Origin of the sequence: Paraburkholderia susongensis, from assembly GCF_900177725.1 — a bacterium.
Lineage (GTDB): Bacteria > Pseudomonadota > Gammaproteobacteria > Burkholderiales > Burkholderiaceae > Paraburkholderia > Paraburkholderia susongensis.
In genome coordinates, this window is the sequence record NZ_FXAT01000010.1 from 163624 (window position 1) to 184021 (window position 20398).

At 65.9% G+C, this 20398-nt stretch carries 20 protein-coding genes; 9 read left to right on the forward strand and 11 right to left on the reverse strand.

The genetic code is table 11. The annotated features are described in order from the left end of the window. Positions 1–7: 7 nt before the first annotated feature. The 4 genes from otnC to B9Z01_RS25705 are packed head-to-tail and all read right to left on the reverse strand — an operon-like array spanning position 8 to position 3708. On the reverse strand, positions 8–670 hold the full coding sequence (gene otnC / locus B9Z01_RS25690) for a 3-oxo-tetronate 4-phosphate decarboxylase (RefSeq protein WP_085488267.1): 663 nt from the start codon (positions 668–670) through the stop codon (positions 8–10). Continuing rightward, entirely contained in the window at positions 667–2058 is a 1392-nt protein-coding gene (otnK, locus tag B9Z01_RS25695) for a 3-oxo-tetronate kinase (protein ID WP_085488269.1), read from the reverse strand. Before otnK ends, otnC begins: the two co-directional genes overlap by 4 nt. A gap of 15 nt (positions 2059–2073) precedes the next feature. Then, on the reverse strand, positions 2074–2973 hold the full coding sequence (gene ltnD / locus B9Z01_RS25700; protein WP_085488271.1) for an L-threonate dehydrogenase: 900 nt from the start codon (positions 2971–2973) through the stop codon (positions 2074–2076). Positions 2974–2994: 21 nt separating this feature from the next. After that, on the reverse strand, positions 2995–3708 hold the full coding sequence (locus B9Z01_RS25705) for a FadR/GntR family transcriptional regulator (RefSeq protein WP_085488273.1): 714 nt from the start codon (positions 3706–3708) through the stop codon (positions 2995–2997). A gap of 228 nt (positions 3709–3936) precedes the next feature. Between B9Z01_RS25705 and B9Z01_RS25710 the strand changes: the two genes are divergently transcribed. Beyond that, complete coding sequence (locus B9Z01_RS25710; protein ID WP_085488275.1) at positions 3937–4761, forward strand: IclR family transcriptional regulator; 825 nt, start codon at positions 3937–3939, stop codon at positions 4759–4761. Positions 4762–4798: 37 nt separating this feature from the next. On the opposite strand, the gene B9Z01_RS25715 is transcribed toward B9Z01_RS25710, so the two are convergent. After that, positions 4799–6100, reverse strand: coding sequence for an MFS transporter (locus tag B9Z01_RS25715; RefSeq protein ID WP_085488277.1), 1302 nt, complete (start codon positions 6098–6100; stop codon positions 4799–4801). Positions 6101–6114: 14 nt separating this feature from the next. Continuing rightward, positions 6115–7305 carry a M20 aminoacylase family protein gene (locus tag B9Z01_RS25720; RefSeq protein ID WP_085488279.1) on the reverse strand — a complete coding sequence of 397 codons (1191 nt, stop codon included), beginning with the start codon at positions 7303–7305 and terminating at the stop codon, positions 6115–6117. A 155-nt stretch (positions 7306–7460) separates the two neighbouring features. On the opposite strand from B9Z01_RS25720, the gene B9Z01_RS25725 reads away from it, so the two are divergent. Further along, on the forward strand, positions 7461–8369 hold the full coding sequence (locus B9Z01_RS25725; protein ID WP_143809062.1) for a LysR family transcriptional regulator: 909 nt from the start codon (positions 7461–7463) through the stop codon (positions 8367–8369). A 14-nt stretch (positions 8370–8383) separates the two neighbouring features. Here the strand turns inward: B9Z01_RS25725 and phnN are convergent, their stop codons facing one another. The 3 genes from phnN to phnF are packed head-to-tail and all read right to left on the reverse strand — an operon-like array spanning position 8384 to position 10451. Next, positions 8384–8935 (reverse strand): phosphonate metabolism protein/1,5-bisphosphokinase (PRPP-forming) PhnN, encoded by a 552-nt coding sequence (phnN, locus tag B9Z01_RS25730; protein WP_085488283.1) that lies wholly within the window; start codon positions 8933–8935, stop codon positions 8384–8386. Beyond that, positions 8932–9696, reverse strand: coding sequence for a DUF1045 domain-containing protein (locus tag B9Z01_RS25735; protein WP_085488285.1), 765 nt, complete (start codon positions 9694–9696; stop codon positions 8932–8934). Before B9Z01_RS25735 ends, phnN begins: the two co-directional genes overlap by 4 nt. Next, entirely contained in the window at positions 9693–10451 is a 759-nt protein-coding gene (gene phnF, locus B9Z01_RS25740) for a phosphonate metabolism transcriptional regulator PhnF (RefSeq protein WP_085488287.1), read from the reverse strand. The genes B9Z01_RS25735 and phnF overlap by 4 nt, the downstream gene beginning before the upstream one ends. A 222-nt stretch (positions 10452–10673) precedes the next feature. Here phnF and phnG point away from each other — a divergent pair, with 222 nt between their 5' ends. The 7 genes from phnG (at position 10674) to B9Z01_RS25775 (ending at position 16746) form a co-directional block, all read left to right on the forward strand. After that, on the forward strand, positions 10674–11162 hold the full coding sequence (phnG, locus tag B9Z01_RS25745; RefSeq protein ID WP_208626210.1) for a phosphonate C-P lyase system protein PhnG: 489 nt from the start codon (positions 10674–10676) through the stop codon (positions 11160–11162). Continuing rightward, entirely contained in the window at positions 11162–11773 is a 612-nt protein-coding gene (gene phnH, locus B9Z01_RS25750) for a phosphonate C-P lyase system protein PhnH (protein ID WP_085488291.1), read from the forward strand. Before phnG ends, phnH begins: the two co-directional genes overlap by 1 nt. Further along, positions 11773–12957 carry a carbon-phosphorus lyase complex subunit gene (locus B9Z01_RS25755; RefSeq protein ID WP_085488293.1) on the forward strand — a complete coding sequence of 395 codons (1185 nt, stop codon included), beginning with the start codon at positions 11773–11775 and terminating at the stop codon, positions 12955–12957. The genes phnH and B9Z01_RS25755 overlap by 1 nt, the downstream gene beginning before the upstream one ends. Next, on the forward strand, positions 12954–13886 hold the full coding sequence (locus B9Z01_RS25760) for an alpha-D-ribose 1-methylphosphonate 5-phosphate C-P-lyase PhnJ (RefSeq protein ID WP_085488295.1): 933 nt from the start codon (positions 12954–12956) through the stop codon (positions 13884–13886). The genes B9Z01_RS25755 and B9Z01_RS25760 overlap by 4 nt, the downstream gene beginning before the upstream one ends. Next, on the forward strand, positions 13883–14653 hold the full coding sequence (gene phnK / locus B9Z01_RS25765; protein WP_085488297.1) for a phosphonate C-P lyase system protein PhnK: 771 nt from the start codon (positions 13883–13885) through the stop codon (positions 14651–14653). The genes B9Z01_RS25760 and phnK overlap by 4 nt, the downstream gene beginning before the upstream one ends. A 125-nt stretch (positions 14654–14778) precedes the next feature. Then, complete coding sequence (phnL, locus tag B9Z01_RS25770) at positions 14779–15498, forward strand: phosphonate C-P lyase system protein PhnL (RefSeq protein WP_244196163.1); 720 nt, start codon at positions 14779–14781, stop codon at positions 15496–15498. A 114-nt stretch (positions 15499–15612) separates the two neighbouring features. Continuing rightward, entirely contained in the window at positions 15613–16746 is a 1134-nt protein-coding gene (locus B9Z01_RS25775; protein WP_085488301.1) for an alpha-D-ribose 1-methylphosphonate 5-triphosphate diphosphatase, read from the forward strand. A 57-nt stretch (positions 16747–16803) separates the two neighbouring features. On the opposite strand, the gene B9Z01_RS25780 is transcribed toward B9Z01_RS25775, so the two are convergent. Then, positions 16804–18669, reverse strand: a complete 1866-nt coding sequence (locus B9Z01_RS25780; protein ID WP_085488424.1) for a diguanylate cyclase domain-containing protein — start codon at positions 18667–18669, stop codon at positions 16804–16806. After that, positions 18666–19859 (reverse strand): extracellular solute-binding protein, encoded by a 1194-nt coding sequence (locus B9Z01_RS25785; RefSeq protein WP_244196159.1) that lies wholly within the window; start codon positions 19857–19859, stop codon positions 18666–18668. The genes B9Z01_RS25780 and B9Z01_RS25785 overlap by 4 nt, the downstream gene beginning before the upstream one ends. Between the last annotated feature and the right edge of the window lie 539 nt (positions 19860–20398).

Sequence of the window (20398 nt, forward strand, 5' to 3'; positions counted from 1 at the left end):
CGCCCCTCTACCAGCGCGCGCCGAACACGGCGCGCAGTTCTTCGAGCGCGGCTTCGTCGAGCGGCATGGGGCGCGGATTCATCATCAGCCACAAACGTGCAGTCTCCTCGAGTTCTTCGAGCGCATACGACGCATGCGCGACCGAACGCTCCCACACCACCGGCCCCAGCCGTTCGAGCAGCACCGCGCGCACGCTGCTGGCGAGCGCGGCGATCTGCGCGGCCACTTGCGGATCGCCGGGGCGGCGGTAACGAATCAGCGGGACATGTCCCACTTTCATCACGTAGTACGGCGTGATCGGCGGCAGCACGTCGGTCTCGCTCCAGACGCCCGCGAGCGTCAGCGCGACCAGATGTGTCGAATGCGTATGGACGACGCCGCGCGCCTCGCGATTGCGTGCATAGATGCCTTGATGCAGTGAGAGCGTTTTCGAGGGCTTGCCGCCCGATACCGCGCGCCCGTCGACATCGACCTTCGCGATATCGGCGGGATCGAGGCGGCCGAGGCACGCGTCGGTCGGCGTGATGAGCCAGCCGTCGTCGAGCCGCGCGCTAATGTTGCCGGCCGTCCCGACCGTATAGCCGCGCTGGTAGAGGCTCGCGCCGCATACGCAGATTTCCTCGCGCACGCGCGCTTCGTCCGTTGTGTGGAGTGCGGGTGCGCCGGTCATGGCGCGGCTCCGTCGAGATGGCGCAGCGCTTTTTCGAAGAAGTCGGTCGTGCCGAAGTTGCCGGACTTCAACGCGAGCGCAAGCGGCTCGGCGCCGGTCGTCACAGTGGCGGGCACGCCGGGATCGATCTGCGCGCCGATGCGCAGCGTGTGCACGTCGAGCGCCTGCACGACCGCGCCCGAGGTCTCGCCGCCCGCGACGACGAACTTGCGCACACCGCGCTCGCGCAAACCGCGCGCGATCGACGCCAGCGTCGCTTCGACCAGATGCCCGGCTTCGTTGACGCCGAGTTCGCGCTGCACCGCCTTCACTTCGTCGGGCGAGGCAGTCGCGTAGATCAGCACCGGTTCGGCGCGCTCGAGACTGGCCTGCGCGAACGCGAGCGCCTGTTCGACGACGGGCTCGCCGCGCGCCGCCGCGAGCGGATCGATGCGAAACGCCGGCCGCGTCGCGCGCCATGCGGCGACCTGCGCGTTGGTCGCCTTCGATGCGCTGCCCGCGAGCACCGCCGACAAACCTGCGACGCGCGGCAGTTGCGCGGCGTCGCCGCGCTCGTCGAGCAGACCCGCGCGGCGAAAGTTGGCCGGCAAGCCGAGCGCGATACCCGAGCCGCCCGTCACCAGCGCGAGGTCCGCGCAGGCCTGCCCGAGCACGTGCAGATCGGCGTCGGATATCGCATCGGCAATCGCCATGCGTACGCCGTCCGCACGCAATGCGTCGAACGCGGCGCGCACGGACTGCGCGCCTTGCGCAACCGCGTCGTAGCGCACGAGACCGACCTTCGATCGAGTCTGCCGCTGCAGCACGCGTACGAGGTTCGCGTCGCGCATCGGCGTGAGCGGATGGTGTTCCATGCCCGATTCATCGAGCAGCACGTCACCGACGAACAGATGACCGCGAAAGATCGTGCGGCCGTTCTCGGGAAACGCCGGACACGCAATCGTGAACGACGCACGCCCGGCAAATTCGGCGGATAGCGCGTTCAGCAACGCATCGGTCACGGGACCGATGTTGCCCGCGTCGGTCGAATCGAACGTCGAGCAGTACTTGAAGAAGAACTGGCGGCAGCCTTGCGCGCGCAGCCAGTCGAGCGCGGCGAGCGATTGCGCGACTGCATCGGCGGCAGCGATCGTGCGCGACTTCAACGCAACGACGAGCGCGTCGGCCTCGAGCGCGTCGCTCGAATCGTTCGAATCGTTTACCGTGGGTACGCCGATCGTCTGCACCGTGCGCATGCCGCCGCGCACGAGCATGTTGGCGAGATCGGTCGCGCCGGTGAAATCGTCGGCGATACAACCGAGCAGCGCGCCGCGCTCGCGAGGCGGTTTTTTGCCGGCCGCCGTCGCACCACCCGCTGTCGTGCTAACCCATTGCGTGCTAACCGTCATGACGAGTGCCCCCGCTCATTTCGCCGCCGGCAGATCGATGCCCGGAAATATCTTCACCACGGCCGAGTCGTCTTCGCCGCCATGGCCCGCCGTCGACGCCATCATGAACATCTGATGCGCGGCCGCCGAAAGCGGCAGCGGAAATTTCGTGCGGCGCGCGGTGTCGAGCACGAGCCCGAGATCCTTGACGAAAATATCGACCGCGGAAAGCGGCGTGTAGTCGCCCGCGAGAATGTGCGGCACGCGGTTCTCGTACATCCACGAATTGCCCGCGCTGTGCGTGATGACGTCGTAGAGCGCGCCGGGGTCGACGCCTTCGCGCAAGCCGAGCGCCATCGCCTCGGCCGCCGCCGCGATATGCACGCCCGCCAGCAACTGGTTGATGATCTTCACCTTCGAGCCCGCGCCATGCGCAGCCCCGAGCCGATAAACCTTGCCGGCGATCGCCGCGAGCACGTCCTCGCACGCGGCGTAGGCCGCCGCCGGACCGGACGTCATCATCGTCATCTCGCCGGACGCGGCGCGCGCCGCGCCGCCCGAGACCGGCGCGTCGAGCATCTGCAGGCCGGCCGCCTCGACGCGTGCACCGAGTTCGCGCGCGAAATCCGGCGCGACCGTGGCGCTCGCGATCACGACGCTGCCGGGCTTCATCGCCGCCAGAGCACCCTCTTCGCCGTCTTTGCCGAACAGCACGGTTTCGGTTTGCGCGGCATTCACGACCAGCGTGATGACGACCTCGCATTGCGCGCCGAGTTCGGCGGGGCTCGCGCAACCGACGCCGCCTTGCGCGACGAAGCCTTGCAGCACCTCATGGCGCAGATCGCACGCATGGACCTTGAAGCCCGCTCGCAGCAACGAGCGCGCCACGCCCAGCCCCATTGCCCCCAGACCGATGACACCGACATTTCTCGACATGTGTGACCTTATGTGTGACCTTCAACGATTCGCACTGCGTTCGCTTCCGGCAAGCCTTCGCGCCGCGTTATATAGATGTGTCTGCGCGGCGTTGCGCGCCGCCATCGGATCGCCCGCGCGAATCGCCGCGGCAATCGCCGCGTGCTCCTCGCGCACCTGGCGCGAAAAATCCTCGCGCAGCGCCTCGTTGCGGCGCGTGACGACCGTACCCGCTTCGAGATACTGATTGAGAAACGTGAGCGTCTTCAGGAAATACGGATTGCCGGTGGCCGCCGCAATCGCGCGATGAAACGCGACGTCTTCCTCGACGCCGTCCGCACCGTCGGCCACCGCCTCGTCGATGCGCGCGAGCGCGGCGTCGATCGATGCGATGTCGGCATCGCTGCGGCGCATCGCGGCTTCGGAGGCGACCTCGGCTTCGATCGCGCGGCGCAGCGCGAGAATCTGCACGACCGAGCCCGGCTCGACCGCTTCCGCGTAATCGATGCGCAGCGGCCGGATCGCGCCGTGCCCCGCGACGAACACGCCGCTGCCCTGGCGCGGCTCGACCACGCCCTCGTTCTTCAGCCGCGAGATCGCCTCGCGAATCACCGTGCGGCTCACGCCGAACTGCTGCGCGAGCGCGGCCTCGGTGGGCAGCTTGCCGCCGCGCGCGAACGTGCCCTTGTCGATCTGCTTGAGCAGTTGCTGTGCGACGGTGTCGCTCAAGGCCCGCGCGGGAATCTTGTCGAACATCAGGTGTCGGATAAGCTGATTGAGTCAGGTTGTCGGGTCATCATACAAATTCGGGTAGCCTCACCGTATTCACGCAAACCCTGGGATTTTTGAGCGCATGCGCGTCATTTGGCGAAACAGAGGGCTTAAGCTATCGTCACGCCTTTGCGCTGCAACGCGCTGCATGCAACGGCGCGCTCGCCGTGCGCCTTCGTGCGCATCTTTTCCCGAACGCATTTTCCAAGGTCCATGAGCAAAGCCCTGCCGTCGTCTTCCGTCGTTCCCGCCAACACCGAGCCGGCTCCGGAGAAACCGGGCGACTCGTACGTGCAGTCGTTCGCGCGCGGCCTCGCGGTCATTCGCGCGTTCGACGCGAGGCGCCCCGAGCAGACGCTCACCGACGTCGCCGCCGCGACCGGCCTCACGCGCGCGGGCGCGCGGCGTATCCTGCTGACCCTGCAGACGCTCGGCTACGTGGAAGCCGAGGGACGCCTGTTTCGCCTGACACCGAAGATTCTCGACCTCGGTTTCGCGTACCTCACGTCGATGCCGTTCTGGAATCTCGCCGAGCCGGTGATGGAAAATCTGTCGGCGCAGGTCCACGAAAGCTGCTCGGCGGCCGTGCTCGATCGCACCGAGATCGTCTATGTGCTGCGTGTGCCGACCCACAAGATCATGACGATCAATCTGTCGATCGGCAGCCGCCTGCCCGCGTATTGCACGTCGATGGGCCGCGTGCTGCTCGCCGCGCTCGATGACGACACGCTCGACGCAACGCTGAACTCGGCGCCGCTCTACGCGCACACGCCGCGCACGGTCACCGACAAGGAAGAGCTGAAGAAGCTGATCGCGCAGGTGCGCCGCCAGGGTTGGGCGATCGTCGATCAGGAACTCGAAGGCGGGCTGATTTCGCTGTCCGCGCCGATCCGCAATCGCCAGGGGCGCGTGATCGCCGCGATGAACATCAGCGGCAACGCGCAGCGCAATTCGGCTAAGCAGATGGTGAAGGCGTTTCTGGAACCGCTGCAGGAGGCCGCGCAGACGGTCTCGGAGATGGTGGCGCGGCGCGGGTGAGGATATGTGAAGCGCCCGTTGCGAGCGCTCCCCTCGCTCAATCGAGCGGCTTGTTCGCCGTCTCCCTGAGCAGCGACACCGCGATCATCGACACCACCACACACGCCGCCACGTAGCCGGCCGGCGCGAGCTTGCTGCCGGTCTGCCGCACCAGCCACGTCGCCACCAGTTGCGCGGTGCCGCCGAACACGCACACGGAGAGCGCATACGCGATCGAAATGCCGGTCGCGCGCACGCGCCGCGGAAACGACTCGCACATCAACGCGAATTCCGAGGCCGAACCCATCGAGTAGAACACCAGCATCAGCGAGGTCAGCGGCATGATGACCGAGATCCGCGGAAAGCGCGCCATCAGCATGAAGGCCGGAAACAGCAGCAGGACCAGTACGCCGCGGCCGAACAGCATCGGCAGTTTGCGGCTGCCGATGCGGTCGGACAGCGCGCCGAACACCGGACACATGATCAGCACCACGAGGCCCGAGGCGACACCTACCAGCATCGACAGCGACATCGGCATGCCGAGCGTGTGGATCGCGTACGTCGGCATGTAGAACGTGAGAATGTAGGTGGAGACGGTGCCGCCCATCACCGCCAGCGTGATCAGCACGAGGGTGCGCAGATGCCCGGTGAACAGCTCGTGCAGCACGCCACGCTCGATGCCGTGCGCGTACGCGCTCAACGCATCGTCGGCGAGACGGCGGCGCAGGAAGATGCCGACCGGTGCGATCAGCACGCCGATCAGGAACGGCACGCGCCAGCCCCAGCTTTCGAGCGCCTCCTTCGAGAGCGCAGCCGACAGCGCGGCCGCAACGCCCGCGCCCATCAGCGCCGCGCCGCCCTGCGTCGCCAACTGCCAGCTCGCGCGAAAACCGCGCCGCGAACCGCCGCCCTGCTCGAGCAGCGCCGAGGTGGCCGCGCCGAACTCGCCGCCTTGCGAGAAACCCTGCACGAGCCGCGCAAACACGATCAGAAGCGGAGCCGCCAGGCCGATCTGCGCGTAGGTGGGCGTGACCGCAATCAGCCCGGTGCTCACCGCCATCAACATGATGGTCACGCTGAGCGCGGCCTTACGTCCCTTGCGGTCGGCGTAGACGCCGAGCAGCACGCTGCCGAGCGGCCGCGTGATGAAGCCCGCCGCAAACGTTGCGACAGAGAGCAGCAACGACGTGGTCGGGTCCGCCGACGGAAAAAACAGCCTGCCGATGATCACCGCAAAAAAACCGTAGACGGTGAAGTCGAAGAATTCGAGCCAGTTGCCGATTACCGCTGCGGCAACGGCGCCGCGGCTGGAAATCCGGCCGGCGTCGACGGCATGGCCGGCATCGGTCGTGGTATTCATCGCGTGTCTTCCATTCACTGCCCCAGATATCGCTCCACGAGCCGCGCCCAGAACGCCGCGCCGACCGGCAAGCTACGGTCGTTGAAGTCGTAGTGCGGGTTGTGCACCATGCAGCCGTCCTCGCCGACACCGTTGCCGATGCGCAGGAACGTGCCCGGCCGCTGCTGCAGCATGAACGCGAAGTCCTCGCTGCCCATCAGGATATCGGTCTGCGCGACCACCTTGTCGTCGCCGACGAGTTCGCGCGCGACCTGCACCGCGAAATCCGTTTCGGCGTCCGTATTGATGACGACCGGATAGCCCTCGATGTATTCGACGTGCGCCTTGCCGCCGTAGCTCGCGGCCTGGGTTTCGGCGAGTTCGGTGATGCGCTTCTTCAGCAGCGCGCGCACGTCGGGGCTGAACGAGCGCACGCTCAGCTCGAGCCGCGCGCTACTCGAAATCACGTTGTTCGCGGTGCCCGCGTGCATCGAGCCGACCGTCACGACCGCCGGCTGCGACGGATCGACGTTGCGCGCGACGACCGTCTGCAGCGCCATCACGATGCTTGCCGCTACAACCACGGGATCGACGGTCAGATGCGGGCGCGCCGCATGGCCGCCGACGCCTTCGATCGTGATGATCGCCTTGTCGCCCGCCGACATGAACGGCCCCTTGCGGAACAGCAGCATGCCAGGCTCCGCGCCCGGATGGTTGTGCAGGCCGAACACGGCGTCGCACGGGAAGCGCTCGAACAGGCCGTCGTTGATCATTTTCAGCGCGCCGCTGTCGATGCCGCTTTCCTCCGCCGGCTGAAAATACAGATGCACGGTGCCCGAAAAATTGCGCGTGGCCGCGAGATGCTGCGCGGCGCCGAGCAGCATCGTCGTGTGGCCGTCGTGGCCGCATGCGTGCATCTTGCCGTGCGTGCCGCTCGCATACGGCAGGCCGGTCTGCTCGAGGATCGGCAGCGCGTCCATGTCCGCGCGAATGCCGATGCTGCGCTTGCCGTCGCCCGCCTTGAGCGTGCCCACCACGCCGGTCTTGCCGACTCCGCGCGTAACCTGCCAGCCCCACTGTTCGAGCTTCTCCGCGACCAGTGCGGCGGTCTGCACTTCCTCGTACGCGAGTTCGGGATGGTGATGAATGTGATGGCGAATCTCACGCAGGCTCGCGGAGGCAGGCTCCAGATCGGACACTTCGGTCAAACGCGGGGTCTCGTTCATTGCTTTATTGCTCCATGGATTCGGGCCGGCAGAGAGGCGGCAACAAGATGGCAAAAGCCGGTAGGCAGCCTCGCACTATAGCCACGCCGTTTTGTTGGAATAAGATGCTATTTTTTTCACCCTGATTAACAGGTTTTATATCCGGGATTTCCCTTATGAAATTGCAGCAGTTGCAGGCTTTCGTCGCCGCCGCGCACCACCGTAGCTTGCGCGCCGCCGCACGCGAACTCGGCGTGACGCAGCCGGCCGTCACGCATACGATTCGCGAGCTCGAAAGCGCACTGAATGCGGAGTTGATGGTGCGCAGCGTGCGCGGCATCGAGCTGACCGCGTGCGGACTCGCGCTGCTGCCACGCGCGGAGCAGTTGCTCGGCGACATGCGCCGCACGGTCGAAGCCGTCGAGCAGGTGAAGGGGGAACTGGCCGGCAAGGTCAGCGTTGGGACCATGCCCTCGCTCGCGCTCACGGTGCTGCCGCATGCGGTGTCGAGCTTTCGCGAGAAGATGCCGCTCGTGAATCTGCATCTGGAAGAAGTGACGGTGCCCGATGCGCTCGCGCGCCTGCGCAACGGCGCGCTCGATCTCGCGGCGATCCATCACGTGCAGGCATTGGACAGCGATCTCGTGCAGATGCCGCTCTACTCGACGCAGTTCGCCGTCACGATGCGCGCCGGGCATCCGCTCGCGAACGTCACACGGCTGCATGAACTGCTCGACGCCGAATGGATCGTGACGGTCGGGGCCGATCACTTTCCGCACAGCGTGATGATGGCGATGTTCAGCGCGCACGGCCTGCCGGTGCCGAAGCGGCAACTGCGCGCGCCTTCGTCGTTTGCGGTGACGCTCGGGCTCGTCTCGCAGACCGACGTGATCAGTTGCTTCACGCGGCCGCTCGCGCAGATGGTCGCGCCGCTCGGCATTCGCGTCGCGCAGATCGAAGACGCGCTGCCGAACTACGACCTCAGCATCATCTCGCGGCGCGATCTGCTGCCGACACCGGCGGTGCAGCAATTCGCGTCGTGTTTGCAGCAGGCCACGCAGGAAAGGATGAGGGTCGCCCCGTAGCGCACCACGCGCCGCTACGCGTTCGCGTGCTCCCTCAGCACGGCAATCAGCGCATGCCCGGCGTCTTCGAGCGCGCCGGAATTATCGATCGTCGTGCAGCGCACGCCGTCGGGCAACGCAAACGGCGCACGCCGCGCGAGGCGCGCCGCGACCTGCTCCGCCGATTCGCGCGCCCGGGCGCCAAGCCGCGCTTCGAGAATATGCGCGGCGGCGTCCACGTGAACCACTTCCGCGTGCGGATAACGCACGAGCGCATGCTGCACGTGCTGCCGCGAACCGTTGACGACCACCGTGCAGCCGCGCGCGAGCCACGCATCGAGTTCGATACCGATGCCGTAGCGCAGCGAATGGCTCGACCATTCGAGCGCGAAGAGGCCCAGCACCGAACGCGCGGCGAATTCCTCGACACTCAGCGCGACATGCACTTCACCGTTGCCGCTCGGCCGAGTGATATAGCGGTGCGCGAACAGGATCGGCTCGCCCATCAGATGCTGGCGCGCGAAGCCGAGCAGCGAGTCCTTGCCCGCGCCCGACGGTCCCATTACGTAGATCAAACGTCCTGTCATGGCTGGCTTACCTGGTTGTGCGATTCATTCTCCGGCGCGTCGCTGCAAAACGGCAAGCGCTGCCACAACACGAACGGCTCGCCGGGCGCCGGTTCGACGAAGAGCGCGGCGTGATCGATCATCAACGGCCCGAGCGCGGGCGTGCGCTGCCGCCACCATGCGAGCAGCGTCGCGCGCTCTCCGGCATCGGCGAGGGAATTGGACAGCGTCATATGAAAACGGAATTCGTCGAACACGTAGGGATAGCCCCATTGCAACAGCAAGCTCCGCTGCCGTTCGCTGAGCGGCGCGGCGAGCCGGCGCGCGAGATCGGCCGCCGACGGTTGCGCGCGCAATGCATCGAGCGCTTGCAGCGCGCTCGCCGCGACCTCGCGCATGCGCGCTTCGCCGTGCGAACCTGCGGGACGCAAGGCGACGAAATCGCCGAGCGTGGCGGCTTCCACCGGTAAAGCGAACGCGCGTTGCGTGAGCGCCCAGGCACTCGCCTTGGCGAGCACGTCGTCATGTGTAAGCCCATCGGCAAGGCGGAACGGCGCGACCAGCGTGCCATGCCAGCCATAGCGGCGCGGCGCATCCGTCAGCTCGGCGAGCGCACGCGCAAGGCCCGGGGGCTGCGGCGGCGCGCAGCGCTCGCCGCTTTGCGCATCGCGGCCGAGCCATGCCGAACCGGCCTGCCACCACGCGGATTCACGCGACGGTGCGTAATACACGGCAAAGCGCGCCTGTGTGCTCCATGCCGGGTTCCATGACGCGCCGCTCACAGGTCATGCTCCACGAACAGTTGTACGCGATCCGCCGCGAAATGCGTAAAGCCGTATTTGACCGGTGTGCCTTGCAGATCGACGTCGACGTTTTCCACCCACAGCACCGGTTGCTGCCGGTTGATGTTCAAACGCCGCGCCACTTCCGGCTCGGGCAGTACGCTGCCGATGCGGCTCCACTTGCGCAGATAGTCGTTCACGCCGAATTCGGCCATCGCCTTCGTGATGCCGCCCGTGCGTTGCAGCACGTCGGGCAGATCGGCGAAACGCGCGGCCGGATACCAGTTGCGCGCGAACGTGAGCGGCACGCCGTCGGACTCGTGCAACGATTCGATCCGGTAGACCGCCGCGCCGGCGCGCAGACCCAGCGCCTTGGCAACGCCCGGTTCGGCCTTCACGCGCGCGGCCGACAGCATCGTGCCCGCCGCCGAGTGATGCTGCTGACGCAGGTTCTCGGTGAAGCGCGTGCGGCGCCCGATCGTATAGTCGATCGCGCCGGGCTGCACGAACGTGCCCCGCCCCTGCTCGACGCTCACGAGACCGAGCGCGGCAAGGCCGAGCATGGCGCGGCGCACGGTGTGACGGTTCACGTCGAAGCGTTTAGCCAGCTCACCCTCGCTCGGCAGCCTCCCTTCCTCGCCGAAACCGCTGGCCGCGATTTCGGCGGCCAGAATCTGTTCGATCTGCCGCCAGACGGCCACGCCCGCGCCGCGTTCGAGCATCGTGGCGGGCGTTGCGCTGTCGTTCGATGTCATGGTGCTGTCATTCCCTTAAGTTCAAATGATCGCCATGACGTGCATTGTAGTGCGCAAGCCGTGATGGAAATATGAAACGGCTCCAGTGCGCAACAGTTGCGACAAGTACGCCTTTAAACGTCTAGACGTTTAGATGAATAGATGCTCAAATGTCCATTCGATGGATCGACAGGAAATCCGATGAGCGCTACCCCCGTTTCGTCCGCTGGGCCTTCGTCCGCCATGCCGTGCGGCGCCGCGCCCTCGTCGGCCCGGCGTGCCTGGATGGCCGTGCTGGCCCGCACGCCGCGCGCCGATCTCGAAGCCGCGCTGGAGCACGTGCTAGAAGCCCTGCCCAGACCCGCCTACGACTGGCTGCGGCCGCCTGAAATCGGCCTCGCGATGGTGCGCGGGCGCATCGGCGGCAGCGGCGATCCGTTCAACCTCGGCGAAGCGACCGTCACGCGCGCCACGCTGCGCCTGCATGCGAATGATGCGCATGGCAAGGCTGGCGCGATCGTCGGCGTCGCCTGTCATCTGGGACGCGACCGCCGCCGCGCCGAACTCGCCGCGCTCGCCGACGCGCTGCTGCAAATGCCGGAGCATCACGACATGATGCATCGCCGGCTGATCGAGCCGTTTGCCGCGCAGCAGAACGCGCAACGCGCGAAACGGCACCAGGACGCCGCATCGACGCGCGTCGAATTCTTCACGATGGTCCGGGGCGACTGATGGAAAACTCACAGATTGCGTTGTCCACGCTGACACCGGGTTTTAGCGACCCGGTCCACGATACCCAGGCGGTGTTTCGCACGCTGCTCGATACGCTGTCGCGGCCGGGCACGATCGGCGTCATCGGCGACCGGCTGCCCGAGCTACGCGATGCGCGCGCCGAACCGGCCGCGTTCGCCGCGCTGCTCACGCTCTGCGATTACGCTACGCCGGTCTGGCTCGCGCAACCCGATCACGCGCTCGCGTCGGCGTTGCGCTTTCATACCGGCGCGCCGCTCGTCGACGCGCCCGCGGAGGCCGCTTTCGCGTATCTCCACGACGCTGGCGCATTGCCGCCGCTCGACAGCTTCGCGCCCGGCAATGCCGAGTCGCCCGAGCAATCGGCCACGCTGCTGATCCGCGTCGATGCGCTGACGGGCGGCGCGCCGGTCGAGCTGAGCGGCCCAGGCATTCTCGATACCGCAACGATTACGCCAGCGGGCTTGCCCGTGTATTTCTGGCGCGAACGCGCGGCGCTCGCACCGCTTTTTCCGTGCGGCATCGACTGTTATCTGGTTTGCGGCATGCGCCTGATCGGCCTGCCGCGCACAACTGAAGCGAAGGTGAGCTGATGTACGTTGCCGTCAAAGGTGGAGAGCGCGCCATCGAAGCGTCCTGGAGCCTGCTCGACAAGGCGCGCCGCGGCGACCCGCAAATCGCCGAGCTGAGCGTCGCGCAGATTCGCGAGCAGTTGCGTCTCGCGGTCGCGCGCGTGATGACCGAAGGCTCGGTCTACGACGAAGAACTCGCGGCGCTTGCGATCAAGCAGGCGGCCGGCGATCTGGTCGAAGCGATCTTTCTGCTGCGCGCGTATCGCACCACGTTGCCGCGTTTCGGCTACACACGCGCAATCGATACCGAAGCGATGCAGGTGGAGCGCCGCATTTCGGCGACCTTCAAGGACGTGCCTGGCGGGCAGTTGCTCGGCGCGACTTATGACTACACGCAGCGTCTGCTCGATTTCGCGTTGCTCGCCGAAGGTCACAACGAAGCGGCCGCGACGCCGCATCGCGCACCGGGTGCGCAGGAGCCGTCCGCCACGGCGCCGATGCCGCGCGTCGTGTCCCTGCTCGACAAGGAAGGGCTGATCGAACAGGAGCGTCCGTCGCCCGAGTGCGCGGAGCCCGGCGACCTGTCGCGCGAGCCGCTCGCGTTTCCCGCGAGCCGCGCCACGCGTCTGCAGAATCTCGCGCGCGGCGACGAAGGCTTCCTGCTCGCGATGGGTTACGCAACGCAGCGCGGCTACGCGCATTCGCATCCGTTCGCGGGCGAGATCCGCTTCGGCACGATCGCGGTCGAAATGGAACTCGACGAACTGGGCGAGGCGGTCGACATCGGCGATATCGACATCACCGAATGCCAGATGATCAACCAGTTCGCGGGCAGCGGCGCGGTGCCGCCCACCTTCACGCAGGGCTATGGCCTCGCGTTCGGCCACTCGGAGCGCAAGGCGATGGCGATGGCGCTCGTGGATCGCGCGTTGCGCGCCGGGGAACTCGGCGAGACACTGGCTTCGCCGACGCAGGACATCGAGTTCATGCTGTCGCATAGCGATAACGTCGAGGCGTCGGGCTTCGTGCAGCATCTGAAGCTGCCGCACTATGTCGATTTCCAGGCGGAGCTGGAACTGGTGCGGCGTCTGCGCGCGCAGCATGATGGTCAGGACAGCGGCGATACAAACGACGCAAACGACGCGGCCGGCTCAATCAGCGCAGCCGGCACAAGCAACGCCACCGACAAGGAGCATGCAGCATGAACGCGCCGGACACCGCTCTTTCGAGCGCCTCATACGACAGCGCCGCGCACGGCTACAACTTCGCGTATCTCGACGAGCAGACCAAGCGCATGCTGCGCCGCGCGTTACTCAAGGCGGTCGCGGTGCCGGGCTACCAGGTGCCGTTCGCGTCGCGTGAAATGCCGTTGCCGTTCGGCTGGGGCACGGGCGGCATTCAGGTGACGGCGGCGATCATCGGCAAGGAAGACACGCTGAAGGTCATCGACCAGGGTTCCGACGAAACCACCAACGCGGTCAACATCCGCCGCTTCTTCGCACGCACCACCGGTGTGGCGACTACGCGCCGCACGGCGGACGCGACGATCATCCAGACACGTCACCGCATACCCGAAACGCCGCTCACCGCGCGGCAGATTCTGGTCTACCAGGTGCCGATGCCCGAGCCGCTGTTCCGGCTCGAACCGCGCGTCGCCGAATGCAGGAAGCTGCACGCGCTCGCCGATTACGGCCTGATTAGCGTGAAACTCTACGAGGACATCGTGCATCACGGCAGCATCGCGACCACGTACGACTATCCGGTGATCGTCAATCATCGCTATCTCACATCGCCCTCGCCGATCCCGAAGTTCGACAACCCGAAGATGCATATGAGCCCCGCGCTGCAACTGTTCGGCGCGGGACGCGAGCGGCGCATTCATGCGATTCCCCCCTATACATCGGTGCGCAGTCTCGACTTCGACGATCACCCGTTCGAAGTGCAGAAGTGGCAGCACGCCTGCGCGCTGTGCGGATCGAAGGAGAGCTTTCTCGACGAAATGATCGTTGACGACGCGGGCACGCGCATGTTCGTCTGCTCGGATAGCGACTACTGCCACGAGCGGCGCGGCGACGGCGATACCGCACCGCAAGCGCCGCTGCCACGCCGCGCGCGCGAAGGAGAATCCGCATGACGCCGCTCATGAGCGCCCGCGCGCTCACCAAACAGTATGGCGGCCGCAACGGTTGCCGCAACGTGAGCTTCGATCTCTATCCGGGCGAGGTGCTGTGCATCGTCGGCGAGTCGGGCTCGGGCAAGACCACGCTGCTCAACACGCTCGCGCTGAAAACCGGAACGGACAGCGGCTCGCTCCACTACACCGCGACGCATGGCGGCACGCTCGATCTGCGCACGCTCTCCGAACCGCGCCGGCGTTTGCTGATGCGCACCGAGTGGGGCTTCGTGCAGCAGAATCCGCGCGACGGCTTGCGCAGCGGCGTGTCGGCCGGAGCGAATATCGGCGAGCCGCTGATGGCCGTCGGCGCGCGCCACTACGGCGAGATTCGCCACGCCGCTACGCAGTGGATGGAGCGCGTCGAGCTCGACTCCACGCGTATCGACGAATTTCCCGCCGCATTTTCGGGCGGCATGCAGCAGCGCTTGCAGATCGCACGCAATCTCGTCACCGGTCCACGGCTCGTCTTCATGGACGAACCGACCGCCGGCCTCGACGTGTCCGTGCAGGCGCGGCTGCTCGATCTGCTGCGTACGCTCACGTCCACGCTGCATCTGTCGGTGCTGATCGTCACGCACGATATCGGCGTCGCGCGTCTGCTCGCGCATCGGCTCATGGTCATGCAGGCGGGCGAAGTCGTCGAGGCGGGCCTGACCGATCAGGTGCTCGACGATCCGCAGCACCCGTATACGCAAACGCTGGTTTCCTCGGTTCTGCCGGTTTGAGGCTCACAATGCGATCCATTGACGCAGGAATTGAAGCAGGTATCCACGCACATGCCGACGCAAATGCCGACGCAGATACCGAAGCCCGTCGCGGCGAGCATGCGTTCGCCGGCAACGCGGCGCTGATGCTGCGCGCGAGCCGCATCGGCAAGACTTTCACGCTGCACGGCCAGGGCGGCGTGCGGATCGAAGCGCTCGCGGGCGTGTCGCTCGAAGTCGAACGCGGCGAATGCGTGGTGCTGGTCGGGCCGTCGGGCGCGGGCAAGAGCACGCTGCTGCGCTGTCTGTATGGCAACTATCTCGCGAGCACCGGCTCGATCGAGATTCGCGATATGACGGATCAGGGCCGCCCCGTGTCGATCACCGGCGCGCAGCCGCACGACGTGCTGCGCCTGCGCCGCAGCGTGGTCGGCTACGTGAGCCAGTTTCTGCGCGTGATTCCGCGCGTGCCGACGTTGACGCTCGTCGCCGAGCCGCTGCTCTCGCGCGGCGTCTCCGAAGCCGAAGCCCGCGCGCGCGCCGCCGCACTGCTCGCGCGCCTGAATGTTCCCGAGCGGCTGTGGACGCTTGCGCCCGCCACGTTCTCGGGCGGCGAACAGCAGCGCGTGAATATCGCGCGCGGCCTGATCGCGGAGCACCCGCTGCTGCTGCTCGATGAACCCACCGCCTCGCTCGACGCGGAAAACCGCGACGTGGTGGCCGATCTGATCGTCGAGGCACGCGAGCGCGGCGCGGCGATCGTCGGTATCTTTCATGATGAACAAACGCGCGCGAAGGTGGCGACGCGCCGCCTGGAACTGCGGCCGCCGCGGCGTCACGAAGCGGGTCACCAGGCAGGTCACTAAGCAAGCCACCAGGCGCGGCCGGGATGGATTGACACGAACCAGTATTAGACTGCAAGGCAGCGTGCGGTAAGCAAGCAGCACAACCTCAAGCCCGACTGACTACGGAGCAAGTCGATGTTGATCAGGAACGCTCGCGTCGTGACGCGAGACGAAGTATTCACCGGCGTGGTACGCATCGAAGACGGCGTGATTCGCGACGTCGAGCGCGGCGCGAGTTCGGTGCGCGATGCCGAAGACTGGGACGGCGATTATCTGCTGCCCGGTCTGATCGAACTGCACACGGACAATCTGGAGAAGCATCTCGCGCCGCGGCCGGGCGTGGAATGGAACACCGACGCCGCCTTCGTGATTCACGACGCGCAGGTCGCGGCCGCCGGCATCACCACCGTATTCGATGCGCTCGCAATCGGCTCGCGCTCGAAAGTCGGGCTGCGTGGCCGCGCTCTGCAAACCCAATGCGCCGAGTCGCTGCTGCGGCTCTCCGCGCGCCGGTTGCTGCGCGCCGAACACTTTCTGCATCTGCGCTGCGAGATCGCGACCGCCGACGTGGTCGAAGTGTTCGATTCGCTGTGCGCCCACCCGCTGCTGCGGCTCGCCTCGGTGATGGACCACACGCCCGGCCAGCGGCAGTGGCACGACCGCGAACAATGGCGCCGCTTCCAGGAGCGCAACGGCAAGATGAGCGACGAGCACGTCGCGAGTGCGCTCGCCGAACTGTCGGTTGAACAGGAGCGTTATGCGGACGCGCATCGCCGCGAGATCGTCGCGCGTTGCAAGACGCTCGGCATTCCGGTCGCGAGCCACGACGACACGCTGATCGAGCACGTCGAACAGGCGAAGGCCGAGGGCATCGTGCTCGCCGAATTCCCGACCACGCACGTTGCCGCGCAAGCCGCGCGCGAGCATGGCATCGCGACGATCATGGGCGCGCCGAACATCGTGCGCGGCGGCTCGCATTCGGGCAACGTGTCCGCGCTCGAACTCGCGCGAGCGGATCTGCTCGACATTCTCTCGTCCGATTACGTGCCATCCAGTTTGCTGACCGCCGTGTTCGACCTCGTGGGAAAGGCCGGCTGGACGCTGCCGCGCGCAATGGCGACCGTCTCCGCCGAACCGGCGCGCACCGCCGGCCTGACCGATCGCGGCGCGATCGAGCCGGGCTTGCGCGCGGACTTCGTGCGCGTGACGACGCTCGGCACGCTGCCGGTGCCGCGCGCGACTTATCGCAGTGGGATGCGGATCGTTTGAGCAGATGCGCGAGACGGAAACGCCTCAAGCACGCTTCAAGCACGCTTTGAGTACGCCTCAGGCCGTCGGCTCGGCCTCGCGCCCCTCGACTGCGCTCTCCGAGGCACCGTCCGCTGCATTTTCCGCCGCCCGTGCCCGCGCGAACCCGTTCTTCGCGGCCTTCTCCGCCCCGTCGGCCTGCTCGTCGAGCCGCGCTTCGAGCAGGTCCCGATAGCGCAAATACGCACAACGTCCGCCCGATTTCGCCGCGTACATCGCCGCATCGGCATTGAGCAGCAGTTCCTCGGCATTGCCGCTGTCGTGCGGGAATTCGCTGATGCCGATGCTCGCGCCGACCGTCATGCTGTGTCCGTCGATCACGAGCGTTTCGTTCAGCGCCTCCAAGATGCGTGCGGCGGTCGCGGGCGTGACCTGCGCGGCGCGCGGCCCCTCGATCAGCACGACGAATTCGTCGCCGCCGAGCCGCGCGACGACATCGGCGGAATACAGCACGTCCCTGAGCCGTCCCGCGATCGTGACGAGCACCTTGTCGCCAACCGAATGGCCGAACTGGTCGTTGATCTGCTTGAAGCGGTCGAGGTCGACGAACAGCACCGCGAGCCCTTCGCGGCGGCGCTTCGCTTCGTCGATCGAGCTTTCGAGCTTCTGCATGAACAGCATGCGGTTCGGCAAGCCGGTCAGCATGTCGTGAGTCGCGAGATGCGTCAGCTCGCTCTGCTTGCTGTGCAACACATCCATCTGCTCGCGGATCTCGCGGCGCAAACGGTCGAAGCAGCGCGCGAGCACGCCGATTTCATCGGTGCGTTTGAGCGGCAGCGTGTTCATCGCGTGTTCGGCGAACAGGTGCGTCGCCGCATACGCGAGAAGATGCAGCGGCTTGGTCACCGCGCGCGCGAACAGAATCGCCAGTAGTACCGACAATGCGCTGAACACCAGCACCATGCGGATGATCCGCGTGCCGAGCTGATTCGCGCCGGCCAGCACGTCCTCGAGCGGCTTGGCGAGGCCGAGCACGATGAAGCGGTTGCCTTCCGCGCCGCCGAACGGCCGGCGCACGAAAGCGAGCACCTGACCGGCCGCCTGGCGCGGCCGCGCAAGACCGTTCGCGAGCACTTCGCTTTGCGTATGCTCGAAGAGCGGCTTCGTGACGGGGAAACTGTCCTGCATCAGCACGCGCCGGCCACGGTCGAAGCCGAAGGTTTTCGACGCATCCGGATGAACCAGGAAATCGCCCCACTCGTTCGCGAGATAGACCCGGTAGTCGCTCGGCAGATCGCTTTGCAAACGCTTGAGCATGTCGTCCAGGTCGATGTCGATCACGACGACGCCGACCACCGTCCCGTTCGCGTCCGCGACCGGCGTGCCGAGGCGCAGCGTCGGCTTGCCCTGGGCGGCGTGCGTGCCGTATTCGTGATTGACCATAATCGACGATGTGTAGATGCGGCCCGGCGAAAACGCGAGCGTCTCGAACACATACGGGAACTGGCCTTTTTCCTGCAGGTCGTTGCCTTCGACACGCACGATGCCGTCCTTGTCGCGATCGAAGCGGATCACTTCGAGCCCGTGATGATGACGTGCAATCAGCCGTATCTGCAGGTATTCCGGGTGATGCAGCATGAAGCTCGAATACACCTGCGCAAGACGCTCGCGCCCCGCGCTCGCGACTAAACCGTCGTCGGTCTGCGCGACGCTCACCGCGGAGGGCATCGTCGCGAGCACGAGCACGTCCGACGCGGCGTCGTCGATCGAGAACGCGATGCGCTGGCCGAGCAGCTCCGTCGAGGTCAGCAGGCTGCGCTGCGCTTCGTTCACGAGCATCGCGCGGTTCGCGTGATACGCGTAATAGCCGGTCGCGCCCGACGCGAGCACACCGATGCAGGCGAGCAGCACGGACAGCTTGAAGGTGAGTCCGCCGCGCATCAGAAGCGCTCCGAGCGGTCGCCCGACTGGATCCGCGCCCACAGATCCTCGCGCCGTTGAATGTCCTCGACCGGGCCGATCCAGACAATGTGCGCGTTGGCGCTCGTTTCCGCGGGTTCGGTCAGCGTGTTCGCGAGCCCTTGCCGCTGGGTCAGCAACGCGCTCACGTCCGGCTCGAGCATGTAGTTGATCCACGCGAGCGCGAGCGCCCGATCGCTCGCCGAACGCGTCATCGACCAGCAGTCGAGCCACGCGAGCGCGCCTTCGTCGGGAATCACGTAGCCGACATCGGCGCCCGCGTGGCGCAGCATCTTGAGCTGCTGGGTGCCGTAATTGCCGAACATCAGCGCGACCTTGTGCTCGATGAAGAACGCGGTCGCCTCCTCAGGCAACGTGTAATACGTGAGCAGATTGCGGCGCAGTTCGACGAGCTTGTGCGCGATCGTGCGCATCTGCGTGCGGTCGAGCTGAAACGGATTCGGGTAGCCGAGCGCGAGCGCGGTAAACGAGAAGTTGTGCTGCGCGCTATTGAAGTCGAGCACCTTGCCGCGATAGCGCGGGTTCCACAGCTCGCGCATCGAGCGCGGCGCGACGGGAATCTGCTTGCGATCGTAGATGAGCCCCATCGACGAATACGTAAACGGAATCGCGTACACCTTGCCCGCCGACGTGAGCCCCTCGATCGAGCCGAGCGCCTGAAAGCGCGGCAACTGTCTGCGTGTGTTCGGCAGACTCGCGAGATCGAGCGGCGCGAGCAGATTCGCCTGGGTGTAGCGGTGGATTTCGGCGGTGTTGGCGGCGAGCACGTCGAAATGCGTGCCGTCCGTACGATGCATCTGCGTCCACAACGCCTCGTCGGAATCGACCAGCGTGACTTCGACTTTCGCCTGATAACGCGTCTCGAACGTCTGCACGACATCCGGATCCGCGTAGCCTGGCCACGCAAGCACGTGCAGCACTTTCCCGGCGGCGAGGGTGGGTGTTGCCGCGCCCAAACCCGCGCAAAAAAATACGCCGCTCAGAAACCACAAAACGATGGACCTAAAAGCGGGCAATGACGCTGACAAAAACCGGCGAAAAATGCCGCCGCGCACTAAAGGCGTGCGTGCCGACACGCAAGCGAGCGCGATTTGTTGCTGCTGAAAGGTCTGTTTGGAACGGCCTGTTTCATCAGCCATCAACATCGTGTGCATGGATAACACCGTTTAGCAGAAGGCCTTTCGAGCGGGCGCAAACGCGCGGCATTCAGATGCCGAGGTGGCACCCGGCGATTTTTTTCAGGCTCATGCGCCGGTCCGGGACAATTAACGGGGAACGCAAGGAGCACCGATGATAGCGCCAAAAGTCCCCTTTTTATCCGTTACCCTGGGGGCACCGCAGAAATATCTGATACCGGCAATAAACGGCGAGACGACGGTTAATGCATCGCCGTTAAATTAACGGCCGTTAATTCACAATCTTTAACAGGCCGCCTTTGTTTTAAACAGGCCGCAGACGTAATATCCAGGTAAGCTACTCTAATATACGGTGATAACGTTTGCGGGCCGGTTTCATTACCGCTCATTCATTACAACTCGATTACGCAGCGAAACCTCTGCTAGCCGCTGATCCCTCTTCTCCTGCGCCATCCGGTGTTCTACTAGCTTCCCAATATTTTTGAACTGATAAGCTTGGCGCGCGTTGCAGGCCAGCCCGGCTTGCAGCCTGAACCCAGCCCGGCCGCGAGTCGCGC

Bases quoted from the DNA above. Each gene is read 5' to 3' on its own strand.
- otnC (WP_085488267.1), bottom strand. From the start codon at position 670: ATGACCGGCGCACCCGCACTCCACACAACGGACGAAGCGCGCGTGCGC.
- otnK (WP_085488269.1), bottom strand. From the start codon at position 2,058: ATGACGGTTAGCACGCAATGGGTTAGCACGACAGCGGGTGGTGCGACG.
- ltnD (WP_085488271.1), bottom strand. From the start codon at position 2,973: ATGTCGAGAAATGTCGGTGTCATCGGTCTGGGGGCAATGGGGCTGGGC.
- B9Z01_RS25705 (WP_085488273.1), bottom strand. From the start codon at position 3,708: ATGTTCGACAAGATTCCCGCGCGGGCCTTGAGCGACACCGTCGCACAG.
- B9Z01_RS25710 (WP_085488275.1), top strand. From the start codon at position 3,937: ATGAGCAAAGCCCTGCCGTCGTCTTCCGTCGTTCCCGCCAACACCGAG.
- B9Z01_RS25715 (WP_085488277.1), bottom strand. From the start codon at position 6,100: ATGAATACCACGACCGATGCCGGCCATGCCGTCGACGCCGGCCGGATT.
- B9Z01_RS25720 (WP_085488279.1), bottom strand. From the start codon at position 7,305: ATGAACGAGACCCCGCGTTTGACCGAAGTGTCCGATCTGGAGCCTGCC.
- B9Z01_RS25725 (WP_143809062.1), top strand. From the start codon at position 7,461: ATGAAATTGCAGCAGTTGCAGGCTTTCGTCGCCGCCGCGCACCACCGT.
- phnN (WP_085488283.1), bottom strand. From the start codon at position 8,935: ATGACAGGACGTTTGATCTACGTAATGGGACCGTCGGGCGCGGGCAAG.
- phnF (WP_085488287.1), bottom strand. From the start codon at position 10,451: ATGACATCGAACGACAGCGCAACGCCCGCCACGATGCTCGAACGCGGC.
- phnG (WP_208626210.1), top strand. From the start codon at position 10,674: ATGCCGTGCGGCGCCGCGCCCTCGTCGGCCCGGCGTGCCTGGATGGCC.
- phnH (WP_085488291.1), top strand. From the start codon at position 11,162: ATGGAAAACTCACAGATTGCGTTGTCCACGCTGACACCGGGTTTTAGC.
- B9Z01_RS25755 (WP_085488293.1), top strand. From the start codon at position 11,773: ATGTACGTTGCCGTCAAAGGTGGAGAGCGCGCCATCGAAGCGTCCTGG.
- B9Z01_RS25760 (WP_085488295.1), top strand. From the start codon at position 12,954: ATGAACGCGCCGGACACCGCTCTTTCGAGCGCCTCATACGACAGCGCC.
- phnK (WP_085488297.1), top strand. From the start codon at position 13,883: ATGACGCCGCTCATGAGCGCCCGCGCGCTCACCAAACAGTATGGCGGC.
- phnL (WP_244196163.1), top strand. From the start codon at position 14,779: ATGCTGCGCGCGAGCCGCATCGGCAAGACTTTCACGCTGCACGGCCAG.
- B9Z01_RS25775 (WP_085488301.1), top strand. From the start codon at position 15,613: ATGTTGATCAGGAACGCTCGCGTCGTGACGCGAGACGAAGTATTCACC.
- B9Z01_RS25785 (WP_244196159.1), bottom strand. From the start codon at position 19,859: ATGCACACGATGTTGATGGCTGATGAAACAGGCCGTTCCAAACAGACC.